The sequence below is a fragment of the Tepidibacter sp. Z1-5 genome (assembly GCF_037844525.1).
Taxonomy (GTDB): Bacteria; Bacillota; Clostridia; order Peptostreptococcales; family Peptostreptococcaceae; genus Tepidibacter_A.
This window is the reverse complement of the sequence record NZ_JBBMMD010000069.1, coordinates 1-15,032: the sequence shown is the minus strand read 5'-3', so window position 1 is coordinate 15,032 and position 15,032 is coordinate 1. Positions and strand designations below refer to the sequence as shown.

14 protein-coding genes, 1 pseudogene and 1 other annotated feature are annotated in these 15,032 nt (G+C 33.6%); all 15 genes and pseudogenes read right to left on the bottom strand.

The genetic code is table 11. The features are described 5' to 3' along the window. Positions 1-90: GTP-binding protein (locus tag WJW32_RS12690; RefSeq protein WP_217643993.1), on the bottom strand; the 90-nt coding region annotated here is incomplete at its 3' end. A gap of 57 nt (positions 91-147) precedes the next feature. After that, positions 148-2,214, bottom strand: coding sequence for an elongation factor G (fusA, locus tag WJW32_RS12685; protein ID WP_340258888.1), 2,067 nt, complete (start codon positions 2,212-2,214; stop codon positions 148-150). A 45-nt stretch (positions 2,215-2,259) separates the two neighbouring features. Next, positions 2,260-2,730 carry a 30S ribosomal protein S7 gene (gene rpsG / locus WJW32_RS12680; RefSeq protein ID WP_099191125.1) on the bottom strand — a complete coding sequence of 157 codons (471 nt, stop codon included), beginning with the start codon at positions 2,728-2,730 and terminating at the stop codon, positions 2,260-2,262. A 124-nt stretch (positions 2,731-2,854) separates the two neighbouring features. After that, the gene (gene rpsL / locus WJW32_RS12675; protein ID WP_340258885.1) at positions 2,855-3,274 is read right to left on the bottom strand and encodes a 30S ribosomal protein S12; all 420 of its coding nucleotides are present in this window, start codon (positions 3,272-3,274) and stop codon (positions 2,855-2,857) included. 38 nt (positions 3,275-3,312) lie between these two features. Beyond that, on the bottom strand, positions 3,313-3,558 hold the full coding sequence (locus WJW32_RS12670) for a ribosomal L7Ae/L30e/S12e/Gadd45 family protein (protein WP_340258883.1): 246 nt from the start codon (positions 3,556-3,558) through the stop codon (positions 3,313-3,315). A gap of 263 nt (positions 3,559-3,821) precedes the next feature. Continuing rightward, positions 3,822-7,304 carry a DNA-directed RNA polymerase subunit beta' gene (rpoC, locus tag WJW32_RS12665; protein WP_340258881.1) on the bottom strand — a complete coding sequence of 1,161 codons (3,483 nt, stop codon included), beginning with the start codon at positions 7,302-7,304 and terminating at the stop codon, positions 3,822-3,824. 113 nt (positions 7,305-7,417) lie between these two features. Beyond that, a complete protein-coding gene (gene rpoB, locus WJW32_RS12660) occupies positions 7,418-11,101 on the bottom strand; it encodes a DNA-directed RNA polymerase subunit beta (RefSeq protein WP_340258879.1) in 3,684 nt (1,227 codons plus the stop codon). A gap of 299 nt (positions 11,102-11,400) precedes the next feature. Further along, positions 11,401-11,763 carry a 50S ribosomal protein L7/L12 gene (gene rplL / locus WJW32_RS12655; protein WP_248481122.1) on the bottom strand — a complete coding sequence of 121 codons (363 nt, stop codon included), beginning with the start codon at positions 11,761-11,763 and terminating at the stop codon, positions 11,401-11,403. A gap of 38 nt (positions 11,764-11,801) precedes the next feature. Next, on the bottom strand, positions 11,802-12,305 hold the full coding sequence (rplJ, locus tag WJW32_RS12650) for a 50S ribosomal protein L10 (protein WP_340258876.1): 504 nt from the start codon (positions 12,303-12,305) through the stop codon (positions 11,802-11,804). A gap of 38 nt (positions 12,306-12,343) precedes the next feature. Further along, positions 12,344-12,478, bottom strand: a sequence feature (ribosomal protein L10 leader region). Positions 12,479-12,526: 48 nt separating this feature from the next. Beyond that, positions 12,527-13,225 carry a 50S ribosomal protein L1 gene (gene rplA, locus WJW32_RS12645; protein WP_340258874.1) on the bottom strand — a complete coding sequence of 233 codons (699 nt, stop codon included), beginning with the start codon at positions 13,223-13,225 and terminating at the stop codon, positions 12,527-12,529. Positions 13,226-13,284: 59 nt separating this feature from the next. Beyond that, the gene (rplK, locus tag WJW32_RS12640; RefSeq protein ID WP_277732350.1) at positions 13,285-13,710 is read right to left on the bottom strand and encodes a 50S ribosomal protein L11; all 426 of its coding nucleotides are present in this window, start codon (positions 13,708-13,710) and stop codon (positions 13,285-13,287) included. Positions 13,711-13,746: 36 nt separating this feature from the next. Beyond that, a complete protein-coding gene (gene nusG / locus WJW32_RS12635) occupies positions 13,747-14,271 on the bottom strand; it encodes a transcription termination/antitermination protein NusG (RefSeq protein WP_277734784.1) in 525 nt (174 codons plus the stop codon). Positions 14,272-14,327: 56 nt separating this feature from the next. Next, positions 14,328-14,552 (bottom strand): preprotein translocase subunit SecE, encoded by a 225-nt coding sequence (gene secE, locus WJW32_RS12630; protein WP_340258872.1) that lies wholly within the window; start codon positions 14,550-14,552, stop codon positions 14,328-14,330. Positions 14,553-14,576: 24 nt separating this feature from the next. Beyond that, a complete protein-coding gene (gene rpmG, locus WJW32_RS12625) occupies positions 14,577-14,726 on the bottom strand; it encodes a 50S ribosomal protein L33 (protein WP_277732349.1) in 150 nt (49 codons plus the stop codon). A gap of 207 nt (positions 14,727-14,933) precedes the next feature. Continuing rightward, a pseudogene (locus WJW32_RS12620) lies at positions 14,934-15,032 on the bottom strand (EF-Tu/IF-2/RF-3 family GTPase); the annotation flags it as partial.

Here is a 15,032-nt window from a genome sequence, read left to right as displayed (position 1 = left end):
TGCTGTTAATGTTGTTTTACCGTGGTCAACGTGTCCTATTGTTCCGATGTTAACATGCGGTTTAGTTCTTTCAAATTTAGCTTTTGCCATTTTTTATTCCTCCTTATATTAAGGTAGGGATTTTTATATCCCTACCATTTTTTTATATTATTTTCCTTCTGCTACTTTTTTAGCAACAGATGCTGGAACTTGCTCATAGTGATCGAATATCATTGTATATGTCGCACGACCTTGAGACATTGATCTTAAAGTTGTCGAATATCCAAACATTTCTGAAAGTGGAACATATGCATTTATTACTTGTGCACCTGATCTAGCTTCCATTCCTTCTATTCTACCACGTCTAGAGTTTAAGTCACCCATTACATCTCCCATGTAATCTTCTGGAGTTACTACTTCTACTTTGAAGTATGGCTCAAGAAGAATTGAGCTTGCTTTTCTCATAGCTTCTTTAAATGCCATAGAAGCTGCAACTTTGAAGGCCATCTCAGATGAATCGACATCATGGTAAGAACCATCATATAATTCAACTTCAACGTCTACAACTGGATATCCTGCTACAATACCCGCTTCCATAGCTCCTTGGATACCAGTATCAATTGGTCCAATGTATTCTTTAGGGATTGATCCCCCAACTACCTTATTAGTAAACTTATAGCCTACTCCTGGCTCAGTAGGTCTAACTTTAATCTTAACGTGACCATACTGACCTCTACCACCAGATTGCTTAGAGTATTTATGATCAATATCAACTTCTTGAGTAATAGTTTCTCTGTATGCAACTTGTGGAGCTCCAACGTTAGCTTCTACTTTGAATTCTCTTAACATTCTATCTACTATAATCTCAAGGTGAAGTTCACCCATACCAGATATTATAGTTTGTCCTGTTTCTTCATCAGTACGAACTCTAAAAGTTGGATCCTCTTCAGCAAGTCTTTGAAGAGCTATACCCATTTTTTCTTGAGCTGCCTTAGATTGAGGTTCTATAGCAACCGAAATAACAGGCTCTGGGAATTCCATTGACTCAAGAACAATTGGATGATTTGGATCACATAAAGTATCTCCAGTAGTAGTATCTTTAAGTCCAACAGCTGCAGCTATATCACCTGCATAAACTTCAGAGATTTCTTCTCTTGAGTTAGCATGCATTTGTAATATACGTCCAACTCTTTCTTTTTTATTCTTAGTAGAGTTGATTATATAAGAACCAGCTGCTAATACACCAGAATAAACTCTAAAGAAAGCAAGCTTTCCAACAAATGGATCTGCCATTATCTTGAATGCTAAAGCTGCAAAAGGTTCTTCATCAGAAGATGGTCTAGATTCTTCCTCTCCCTCTGGAGTTATACCAGTTATAGCTGGTACTTCAAGTGGAGATGGCATGTAATCTATAACTGCATCTAATAATAACTGTACCCCTTTGTTCTTATAAGCAGTACCACAGAATACTGGGTTTACTTCACAAGCGATAACAGCTTTTCTTAAAGCAACTCTTAATTCTTCATTAGATATTTCTTCGCCTTCTAAATATCTCATCATTAACTCTTCATCTGTTTCAGCAACAGTTTCAACTAATGCTTCTCTATATTCTTGGGCTTGATCTTTTAAATCTTCAGGTATTTCTACAGTTTCCATATCTTGACCTAAGTCATCTTTGTATATTCTTGCATTCATTTCAACAAGATCAACAATACCTCTAAATTCCTCTTCATTACCTATTGGTAATTGAGCCGCAACTGCATTAGCTCCTAATCTATCCTTCATCATTTCTACAACGTTGAAGAAATCCGCACCTGTTCTATCCATTTTGTTTACAAATGCAATTCTTGGAACTCCATAAGTATCAGCTTGTCTCCATACATTTTCTGATTGAGGTTCAACCCCACCCTTTGCACAGAAAACTGCAACTGATCCATCAAGAACACGAAGAGATCTTTCAACCTCAACAGTGAAGTCTACGTGTCCGGGAGTATCTATTATATTTATTCTATTTCCATTCCATTGACAAGTTGTAGCAGCCGAAGTAATTGTTATACCTCTTTCTTTCTCCTGCTCCATCCAGTCCATTTGAGAAGCTCCTTCATGAGTTTCTCCTATTTTACGAGTAACGCCAGTATAGAACAGAATTCTTTCAGTAGTAGTAGTTTTTCCTGCATCTATATGGGCCATTATACCTATATTTCTAGTTTTTTCTAAAGGAAATTGTCTAGCCACAGGTATCCTCCTTTCTGATATGAACTTTATCAGTTTCTATATATTTTACCATCTGTAATGAGCAAATGCCTTATTAGCCTCTGCCATTTTATGAGTATCTTCTTTCTTCTTAACTGATGCTCCTGTATTGTTAGCAGCATCCATTATTTCTTTAGCTAATTTTTCTACTGCGCCCTTTTCTCCACGAGCTCTAGTATACTTAACTAACCATCTAAGACCTAAAGTTTGTCTTCTTTCTGGTCTTACTTCAATTGGTACTTGATAGTTAGCTCCTCCAACACGTCTAGCTTTAACTTCAAGCACTGGCATTATGTTATTCATAGCTTTCTCGAAAACTTCTAATGCCTCTTCTCCAGTTCTTTCTTTTATAAGTTCAAAAGCTCCGTACACAATATTTTGTGACTTCCCTTTTTTACCATCTAACATTAAGTTATTTATTAATTTAGTAACAACCTTACTTCCGTATATCGGATCAGGTAAAATTTCTCTTTTTGGAACATTACCTTTTCTTGGCATTATACTTCCCTCCTTAATCTCTTTTAGATCATCGGTACTCGACAAACTTATTATTTGCCGTGATGCCGTAAATATTTATATATATTTAAAGCACCGAACGATTTTTCAAATTATCTTTTTTAAATTATTTTTTAACCTTAGGCTTTTTAGTACCATACTTAGATCTTGATTGACCTCTGTTTTCAACTCCAGCAGTATCTAAAGTACCTCTTAGTATGTGGTATCTAACTCCTGGTAAGTCTTTAACTCTTCCACCTCTTATAAGAACAACACTATGCTCTTGTAAGTTGTGTCCTTCTCCTGGGATATAAGCAGTAACTTCTATTCCATTAGTTAATCTAACTCTGGCAATCTTTCTTAAAGCTGAGTTAGGCTTTTTAGGAGTTACTGTCTTAACAGAAGTACAAACTCCTCTTTTTTGTGGCGAACTAGTATTTGTAGTTTTTTTGTTTAATGAGTTAAAACTTTTTTGTAAAGCTGGAGCAGTAGATTTCTTCTCTATTGCCTTTCTTCCTTTACGAACTAATTGATTTATTGTTGGCATGGTTCGCACCTCCTTCCAATATTTTAGTTAGCGGCCAACTATTTCAAAACAGCAACTATGGCAGCTCCTACTTGTATATTACAATTTCTGCCTAGTTCCTCCATGAAATCAACGTAGATTGTATCTACGTTATTTTGTTTCGATAATTCTTCCACATGTTTTGTAACATGCTTTTCTGCGTCTTGTGCTATGAAAACTACTTTGACCTTATTTTCTTTTAAGGCTCTAATTGCTTGTTTGGTGCCAATTACTTTTTTTTCATTTTTTAAGCTTTGTAAATCCATTAAAGTTTCCTCCTTATTAAATACTCAAAAGATTAAAGTGTAATCTGATAAATATTCAAAAGTCCACTTTCTTAAATTTGCACACTTTAACATTTTAACATTATATACTGGCCAGTGTCAATATATCTTTAAAAAACGTTATTGTAATTTTATCCTATAATTTACAATTCTTTTCTTTATCCTGTAGATAAAGAAAAGAATTGTAATGTTTTAGTGTTATCAAAATTTAATTATACTATATAGCATGTCAATTAAGCTATTTTTTATTCTTCTACTTTTTCAATAGCTATATTCTTATATCTTTTCATTCCTGTTCCTGCAGGTATCAATTTACCTATAATTACATTTTCTTTAAGACCTATCAGATTATCTTCTTTTCCTTTTATAGCCGCTTCAGTTAATACTCTTGTTGTTTCTTGGAACGAAGCAGCAGATAAGAATGATTCAGTAGCAAGAGATGCTTTAGTTATTCCTAATAAAACTCTCTTTGAAACTGCTGGTCTTAATTCATTTGCAACTGTTTTTTCATTTTCAGCATTAAATTCAAGTATGTCTACAAGTCCTCCTGGAAGCAAATCAGTGTCTCCTGGATCATCTATTTTAACTTTAGATAGCATTTGTCTAACAATAACTTCAACGTGTTTGTCATTAATGTCAACACCCTGCATTCTATATACCCTTTGAACCTCTTTAACTATATAATCTTGAACTCCAAGAACACCTTTTACCATTAGTATGTCATGCGGATTTATAGATCCCTCAGTTATAGGATCTCCAGCTTCTAAAAATTGTCCTTGTTTAACTTTAATTCTTGATCCATAAGGTATTGAATAAGTCTTTGTTTCTCCAAATTCATTTAATATAGTAACTTCTTTTTGCTTTCCTGTTTCATCAAGTTGAACAGTACCTGAAATTTCTGTTATTATTGCAAGTCCTTTAGGCTTTCTAGCTTCAAATAACTCCTCTACCCTCGGAAGACCTTGTGTTATATCTCCTCCTGCAACTCCTCCTGTATGGAAAGTACGCATTGTAAGCTGTGTACCCGGCTCACCTATAGATTGAGCAGCTATTATACCTACTGCCTCACCTATATTAACTTCTTTACCAGTAGCAAGATTTCGTCCATAACACTTAGAACAAACTCCATGAGAAGTTTTACAGTTAAGTATAGATCTTATTTTCACTTTTTCAATTCCTGCATCTATTATTCTTTTGGCATGATCTTCATCTATTTTAGAATCAGCTCCTACTAAAACTTCATTAGTTTGAGGATCTACTATTGCATCAAGAGTATATCTTCCAACTATTCTATCATATAATTCTTCTATTACTTCATTTCCATCTTTAAATGCTGATACCCAAACACCTTCTTGTGTTCCACAATCAACTTCTCTAACTATAACATCTTGACTGACATCAACAAGTCTTCTAGTTAAGTATCCTGAATCGGCTGTACGAAGCGCTGTATCTGCTAGTCCTTTTCTGGCACCATGCGAAGATGTAAAGTACTCAAGTACAGTAAGACCTTCACGGAAATTGGCTTTAACTGGTATCTCTACCGTCTTACCAGATGCATTGGCCATAAGACCACGCATTCCTCCAAGCTGTCTTATTTGGTTCTTACTACCTCTGGCTCCTGAATGAGCCATTATAAATACATTATTTAAACGACCCAAGCTGTTCATAAGAGCATCTGTAACTTCTTCAGTAGTATTAGTCCAAGTTTCTATAACTTTTTCTTCTCTTTCTTCATTTGATATAAGACCTCTTCTATAAGCTCTTTCATATTTCTCTACCATTTCTTCAGCTGCTGATATTAACTGTGGTTTTTCATCAGGTATTATCATGTCTGCAACTGCGATACTTATAGCTCCTCTTGTCGAGAATTTAAATCCTAGATTTTTTATATCATCAAGCATTATAGCAGTTATAGTATTTCCATGTTTTCTAAAACATTTATCTATAATTTTTCCTAGTTGTTTTTTGTCAACTAAGAAGTCTACTTCTAACGAATGTTCACTTTCACTTCTATCGACAAATCCTAAATCTTGAGGTATATTTTCATTAAATATAAATCTACCTACAGTACTTTCTACTAATACAGATTTATTGTCTTCTAATTTCTTTCTTACTTTGACCTTAGTATGAAGTCCAACCGCTCCAGTATTATATGCAAGAAGCATTTCGTTATAATCCTTAAATATGCTTCCTTCTCCTTTTTCTCCATCAATTTCTATAGTTAAGTAGTAACTTCCAAGTACCATATCCTGAGTTGGAGTAGTTATAGGAGAACCATCCTTAGGTGCTAATATATTGTTAGGAGACAACATTAAGAATCTAGCCTCAGCTTGTGCTTCAACAGATAAAGGTACGTGAACTGCCATTTGGTCTCCATCAAAATCCGCATTATAAGCCGAACAAACTAGTGGGTGTAATTTTATAGCTTTACCTTCTACTAAAGTTGGTTCAAAAGCTTGTATTCCTAGTCTATGAAGAGTAGGAGCACGATTTAGTAATACTGGATGCCCTTTTATTACTTCTTCTAAAACATCCCATACTTCTGATTTTACTTTTTCCACCATTCTTTTTGCACTCTTTATATTATGAGCATATCCTTTTGATACAAGTGCATTCATTACAAACGGTTTGAATAATTCTAAAGCCATTTTTTTAGGAAGACCACATTGATAAAATTTAAGTTCTGGTCCTACCACTATAACAGAACGTCCTGAATAGTCAACACGCTTACCAAGAAGGTTTTGACGGAAACGTCCTTGTTTTCCTTTTAACATGTCAGATAAAGATTTTAATGGTCTATTTCCAGGTCCAGTTACCGGTCTACCTCTTCTACCATTATCTATAAGAGCATCTACCGCTTCTTGAAGCATTCTCTTTTCATTTCTAACAATTATATCAGGTGCTCCTAATTCTAATAATCTCTTTAATCTGTTATTCCTATTTATAACTCTTCTGTATAAGTCATTTAAATCTGAAGTTGCAAATCTTCCTCCATCTAATTGAACCATAGGTCTTAAATCTGGAGGTATTACAGGAATTACATCAAGTATCATCCACTCTGCTTTATTATCAGATTTTTTGAAAGCTTCTACAACTTCCATTCTTCTTATAGTTCTGACTCTTTTTTGTCCTGTACTATCTTTTAGTTTTGATTTTAATTCTTTTGACAAAGATTCCAGGTCAATTTTAACTAAAAGTTCTTTTACAGCTTCAGCTCCCATTCCTGCTTTGAATGTATTTCCATACTTATCTTGAGCATCTCTGTACTCTTTTTCTGTTAAAAGCTGTTTTTCCGTAAGACCAGTTTCACCTGCGTCTATAACTATATAAGATGCAAAATATAAAACTTTTTCAAGCGATCTTGGCGACATATCAAGTAATAGTCCCATTCTACTTGGAATTCCTTTGAAATACCATATATGAGACACAGGAGCTGCAAGCTCTATATGAGCCATTCTTTCACGTCTAACTTTAGACTTAGTTACTTCAACTCCACATCTATCACATACTACACCTTTATATCTAACTCTTCTGTATTTTCCACAGTGACATTCCCAGTCTTTAGTTGGACCAAATATTCTTTCACAAAATAATCCATCTTTTTCTGGTTTTAAAGTACGATAATTTATAGTTTCCGGCTTTTTTACTTCTCCCTTTGACCACTGTCTTATCTTTTCAGGAGATGCTAACGCTATTTTTATTGACTCAAAATTATTTAATTCAAACAAGGAGTTCTCTCCCTTCTTTTTTTGGGATTTAAATTCATTAACTTTATTTTTTTTTATAATGCCTTAATGCTAGTTTATTCAAACTAGCATTAAGCATCTTTTATTATATTTTATTAAAAATCAAATTCTTCATCTAAATCATCTTCATCTAAATCATTTTCTAATAAAGATTCATCAAAATCTATTTCAAGATCTTCATCAACTTCTTCTATAGATTCTAATTCTTCTATATCTTGTTCACTAGAAATAATAGGTTCAAAATTCTCATTAACTTCATATTCTTCTACAGACTCTTTTACTTCTATTTCATGGTCTTCTTCTGTTAATACCTTTACATCAAGACATAAACTTTGAAGCTCTTTTATTAACACTTTGAACGATTCAGGAATTCCTGGTTCAGGAATATTTTCACCCTTAACAATAGCTTCGTATGTTCTTACACGTCCTATTACATCATCTGATTTTACCGTTAGTATTTCTTGTAATGTATGAGATGCACCATAAGCCTCAAGAGCCCAAACCTCCATCTCTCCAAATCTTTGTCCTCCAAATTGTGCCTTACCACCTAGAGGCTGTTGTGTAACTAACGAGTAAGGACCTGTACTTCTAGCATGTAACTTATCATCAACTAAGTGATGTAGTTTTAACATGTACATGTATCCAACAGTTACTCTATTGTCAAATGCATCTCCTGTTCTTCCATCACATAGTCTAAGTTTTCCATCTTCAGGATAATTAGCATCTTTTAAAGCTGCTCTTATATCTTCCTCTTTTGCTCCATCAAATACAGATGTAGCAACATGCCATCCTAATGATTTAGCTGCAAGACCTAAATGAATTTCTAGGACCTGTCCGATGTTCATACGAGATGGAACCCCTAGAGGATTTAGGACTATTTCTACTGGTGTTCCGTCTTCCATAAATGGCATATCTTCTTCAGGTAAAATTCTAGATATAACCCCTTTATTTCCATGACGTCCAGCCATTTTATCCCCTACGTTTATTTTTCTCTTCTTAGCTATATAGCATCTTACAAGTTCATTTACTCCTGGAGGCAATTCATCTCCGTTTTCTCTTGTAAACACCTTAACATCTACTATTATTCCGGACTCACCATGAGGAACTTTTAAAGAAGTATCTCTAACTTCTCTAGCTTTTTCTCCGAATATGGCACGAAGAAGTCTTTCTTCTGCAGTAAGTTCAGTTTCTCCTTTAGGAGTTACCTTTCCTACTAGAATATCTCCAGATTTTACTTCTGCACCTATTCTAATTATTCCTCTATCGTCTAGATTTTTAATAGCATCTTCTCCAACATTAGGTATATCTCTTGTTATTTCTTCTGGTCCAAGTTTTGTATCTCTTGCTTCTGCTTCATATTCTTCTATATGAATAGTAGATAGTCTATCTTCTCTTACTAATCTTTCATTTATAAGTATTGCATCCTCATAGTTATAACCTTCCCAAGTCATGAATGCTATAAGACAGTTTCTACCTAATGCGATTTCTCCCATGTCTGTAGATGGTCCATCTGCTATAACATCACCTTTTTCAATCTTATCTCCCTTATTTACTATAGGAGTTTGATTTATACATGTTCCTTGGTTAGAACGCTTAAATTTAAGCATATTATATCTATCTTTGTTTCCATCTTCTCTTTTTATAACTATTTCATCCGCGCTTAATTTATCAACAATTCCAGAGTTTTTCGCTACAACAACAGCTCCAGAGTCTTTAGCTGCTCTATACTCTATTCCAGTTCCTATGATAGGAGATTCTCTCCTAACTAGAGGAACTGCTTGACGTTGCATGTTCGATCCCATTAATGCACGATTGGCATCGTCATTTTCAAGGAAAGGAATCATAGCTGTTGCAACAGAAACAACTTGTTTTGGAGATATATCCATATAGTCAACTAAATCTTTTGGTACCACTTTAACAATACCATTAGTTGTTCTCGATGTAACTCTTTTGTTTACAAATCTTCCTTCAGCATCAAGTGGTTCATTAGCTTGCGCTCTTACATATATCTCTTCTTCATCTGCAGTTAAATAATGTATCTCATTTGTTACTACTCCAGTTGCTTTATCTACTTTTCTATAGCTGGCTTCAATGAATCCATATTCATTTATTTTAGCATAAGTACCAAGCGAGTTGATAAGTCCGATATTTGGACCTTCTGGAGTCTCTATAGGACACATTCTTCCATAGTGAGAGTGATGAACGTCACGAACCTCAAACCCTGCTCTTTCTCTTGAAAGACCACCAGGTCCAAGCGCTGATAATCTTCTCTTATGTGTAAGCTCCGATAATGGATTCGTTTGATCCATGAATTGAGATAACTGAGAACTTCCGAAGAATTCTTTTATAGCCGCTGCAACTGGTCTTATGTTAATTAATGCTTGAGGAGTTGCAACTTCTATATCTTGTATTGTCATTCTTTCTTTTATAACTCTTTCCATTCTAGAAAGACCTATTCTGAATTGATTTTGAAGCAATTCTCCAACAGATCTTACTCTTCTATTTCCTAAATGGTCTATATCATCGATATTTCCTATTTTGTGGAATAAGTTAAATTGATAATTTATAGAGGCTATAATATCATCTAATATTATGTGTTTAGGTATTAATTTTCTTATATTATCCTTTATAGCATCTTTTATTTCTTCTTCACTACTATATGTATCTAGTATTTCTTTTAACGTAGGGTAGTGAACTTTTTCTTTTATTTTTAAATCACTTAAATCAAATGATACGTGTTCTTTTATATCTACAAAGTTATTTCCTATAACTTTAACTTCTTTATCTTCATCAGAATAAACCTTAACTACATTTATTCCTGAATTTTGTATAGATTTGGCTTGTTCTATAGATATTTTTTCTCCTTCTTTTACAAAAACTTCTCCAGTTTCTGTATTAACTATATCTTGTGCCGCTATTTTGTTTATGATTCTATATGCTAAAGCTAATTTTTTATTGAATTTATATCTTCCGACTTTAGCTAAATCATATCTTTTAGCATCATAGAATAGTGAATTTAATAAAGAAGAAGCACTCTCAACTGTAGGAGGTTCTCCTGGTCTTAATTTTTTGTATATTTCTATAAGACCTTCTTCTACTGTCTTAGTATTATCTTTTTCAATTGTTGCATATAATCTCTCGTCTTCACCTAAAAGTTCTATTATTTCCGTATCCGTTCCAAAACCTAAAGCTCTTAGCAGTACAGTTACAGGTTGTTTTCTAGTTCTATCAACTCTAACAGATACTATGTCATTAGAATCAGTTTCATATTCTAACCATGCTCCTCTGTTAGGTATAACTGTAGATGAAATCAGTCTCTTTCCTGTTTTATCCCTCTCTTGGCTAAAATATACACCAGGTGATCTAACAAGCTGACTTACGATTACTCTTTCTGCTCCATTTATTATAAATGTACCTTTTTCAGTCATCAACGGGAAGTCTCCCATGAAAACTTCTTGTTCCTTAACTTCTCCCGTTTCTTTGTTTATAAGTCTAACTTTGACTTTTAACGGTGCTGAGTAAGTAACGTCTCTTTCTTTACATTCTTCTACTTCGTATTTAGGTTTTTCATCTAGGGAATAATCTACAAACTCTAAGATAAGATTACCTGTGTAATCTTCTATAGGCGAAATATCTTCAAAAACTTCTTTTAGTCCTTCTTCTAAAAACCAATCATAGGAATCTAGTTGAATTTCTATAAGGTTGGGAAGTTTTGCAACTTCATTAATTTTAGAAAAGCTCATTCTTGTTCTTCTACCTATTGTGACAGGATGTGGCATTCCATTTTCACCTCTCATAATAAAAATAAAACTTAAAAACAATTTTTTTTCCATTCCAATGCATTCAATAATATTATCACATTTTTGTCAATAGGTCAATATATTTTCATTAAAAATGTTAATTGAGTTTAATGTGATTTTTTATATTAGAAATAAAACTTTTAGTTCTTTTATTCATTCCATTATTTTCTATTATGTCCATTTCGAATTTAATTATGAATGTTTTATAAGCTTATTTTTTGATTTTTTTAAAACGCATAAAAAAAGGTGCCAATTGGCACCTTTTTTTCTAAAGTAAATTATTTTACTTCTACTTTAGCTCCCGCAGCTTCTAATTTTTCTTTGATTTGCTCAGCTTCTTCTTTTGAAGCTCCTTCTTTAACAGCTTTTGGAGCTCCGTCTACTACAGCCTTAGCTTCTTTTAATCCAAGTCCAGTTATTTCTCTAACTGCTTTGATAACTCCTACTTTTGAAGATCCTGCTTCAACTAATACTACGTCGAATTCAGTTTTCTCTTCAGCAGCAGCTCCACCAGCAGCTCCAGCCATCATTACTGGCGCAGAAGCAGATACTCCGAACTTTTCTTCTGCAGCTTTAACTAATTCATTTAATTCTAAAACTTTCATATTCTCTATAGCTTCTAAAATTTGCTCTATAGTCATTTTTAAGCACCTCCGATATTTTATTAAACGTTAATTTATTAAGCTTCTTGTCCTTCTTGCTTCTTGATTAAAGCATCTATTAAGTATGCAAAGTTTGAAACTGGAGCTTTTAAGCTGCCAAGTAATTTTGCAATAAGAACTTCTCTTGAAGGAATCTTAGAGAATTCTTCAATTTGTTCTTTTCCATAGAATTCACCTTCAACTATACCCATTTTAAGTTCTAGTTTTGGATGATCTTTCATGAAATCACTTATAACTCTTGCTGGAGCAACTGGATCTTCATATCCAAAAGCTATTGCATTTGGTCCAACTAATGTTTCATCATTTAAATCGTTGATTCCAACTTGTTTAGCTGCTCTTCTTACAAGAGTATTCTTGTAAACTTTGTATTCTACATCAGCTTCTCTGAACTTCTTTCTAAGTTCTGTAACTTCTTCCACTGTTAATCCTCTATAATCAACAATTATAGTTGACGAAGACTTTTCTAATTTTCCAGCTATTTCTGAAACAACTTGTCCTTTTAATTCTACAATCTTAGACATTTAGGTCTCCACCTCCTTCGTCTATTTTATATGTTCCACCGTACATTATAAAAGCCTTTGTATGTAGACATACAAAGGCTTTATTCTCTAAATTAATTAATTTATAGAAAACCTCGGTAGGTAAGTTTAAGCTGTAAAGCACCTACTGTCTACGGTAAAACATTTATTTTTTTCAACTTTTTTATTATAAAACATTTTTTTATCTATGTCAAGCTTTTTTATTATTCTGCAACTCTAGCTGGGTTTATTTTAACTCCAGGACCCATAGTAGATGCTACTGTAACAGATCTTAAATATTGTCCTTTAGCAGCAGATGGCTTAGCTTTTATAACAGCTTCCATTAAAGCTACAAAGTTGTCTGCTAATTTTTCTTTTCCAAATGAAACTTTTCCAACTGTAACGTGAATTATATTAGTTTTATCTAATCTATATTCAACTTTACCAGCTTTTATTTCATCTATAGCCTTAGCAACATCAAATGTAACTGTTCCAGACTTAGGATTCGGCATTAAACCTTTTGGTCCAAGTACTCTACCTAATCTTCCTACAACACCCATCATATCAGGAGTTGCAACAATTATATCAAATTCAAACCAGTTTTCACCTTGGATCTTAGCAACTAATTCTTCAGCTCCAACAAAATCTGCTCCTGCTGCTTCTGCTTCTTTAGCTTTTTCTCCTTTAGCGAATACTAAAACTCTTTTTGTTTTACCAGTTCCGTGCGGAAGAACCACAGCTCCTCTTACTTGTTGGTCTGCATGTCTTGAATCCACACCTAATTTAATGTGAGCTTCAACTGTTTCATCAAATTTAGCTTTAGCAGCTTCAACTGTTAATCCTAATGCTTCAGAAGCATCATATAATCTGTTCTTATCAACTAACTTACTAGCTTCTAAGTAATTTTTTCCTTTTTTAGCCATTTCATTTACCTCCTCGTGGTTTATAGCGGTAATTTTACCTCCCACTTTTTAAGTTAATATTAGTCTTCTACAACGATACCCATACTTCTAGCAGTTCCAGCTATCATACTCATAGCAGCTTCAACTGTAGCAGCATTTAAGTCAGGCATTTTCATCTCAGCTATTTCTCTTACTTTATCTTTAGATATAGTAGCAACCTTTGTCTTGTTAGGCTCTCCAGAAGCTGATTCTAAACCAACAGCCTTCTTAAGTAATACTGCAGCTGGTGGAGTCTTTGTTATAAAAGAGAAAGATCTATCTTGATAAACTGTTATAACAACCGGAATTATTAATCCAGCCTTATCTGCAGTTTTAGCATTAAATTCTTTACAGAATCCCATTATGTTAACACCATGTTGTCCTAATGCTGGTCCTACTGGTGGAGCTGGAGTAGCTTTTCCTGCAGGTATTTGTAATTTTATTTGTCCTATAACTTTTTTAGCCATTTTAGTACACCTCCTTGATATGTTTGTTTCTTTAAATTATATTTTCTCTATTTGATCGAATTCCAGTTCAACTGGAGTTTCTCTACCAAACATCGATATTAATACTTTTACAACTTCTTTTTCTAGATTTATTTCTTCAATATTTCCCATAAATCCTTCAAACGGTCCATACTTAACCGTTATAGCTTCTCCAACTTCGAAATCTATCTCTAAAGTTGTCTTTTCAACACCCATAGTTTTAACTTCTTCTTCAGATAACGGAACCGGTTTAGATCCCGGACCTACGAATCCAGTTACTCCTTTAGTGTTTCTAACTATATACCAAGATTCATCAGTTATGATCATCTTGATCAAAACATATCCTGGGAATATTTTTCTTTGTTTAGATTTGGTCTTGCCATTTTTAGTTTCTACTATTTCTTCAGTAGGAACAGATAAATCTAGGATAAAATCTTCCATACCTCTAGTTTTAACTGCTTTTTCAATAGTGGCTTTAACTTTATTTTCGTGACCTGAGTAAGTATGCACAACATACCATCTGGCTTGTTCCAATTCTGACATATTATCTTTAACTGCCATCCACCTAAAATCAGATGACACTGACCTCCTTTACGGAATTATCTATTTAGCATAAGCTTTAACAAGAATCCTATACCGGAATCAACCGCCCATACTAATACAGTCATGAAAAGACATGTCATTAGAACTACTCCAGTATATTTAGTTAGCTCTTTTTTATTTGGCCAATGAACTTTTTTAAGTTCCCCTTTAGTTTCTTTCAAGAATCTACCTATGCTTTTAGTATTTTCTTTATTCGAATTTGTATTAGTTTGAGCCGACATTCCCACGTCACATCCTTCTATAAACTATTTTGTTTCTTTGTGAGTAGTATGTGTTTTACAGAATCTACAATATTTTTTTAATTCTATTCTGTCTGGATTGTTTTTCTTGTTTTTAGTTGTATTGTAATTTCTTTGTTTACATTCAGTACATGCTAAAATTACTTTAACTCTCATTTGGCACACCTCCTAATTTGTCCTGTCCATATCTTAAAGCAATCTATTATTTTCACACATAGATTACTGGTATTATAAGTATTACCTTATAAAAGGTATCACATTTCTATACTTATGTCAATTATTTTCAAAAAAATATACTGTTATATTTTTTCCCAATTCGTCGAGAAAAAAAGAGAAGGAAGATATCCTTCTCTTTTTTTTTAATTATTCAATTATAGAAGCAACTACTCCTGCTCCTACTGTTCTTCCACCCTCACGGATAGCGAATCTTAATCCCTCTTCCATTGCTATTGGAGCGATTAG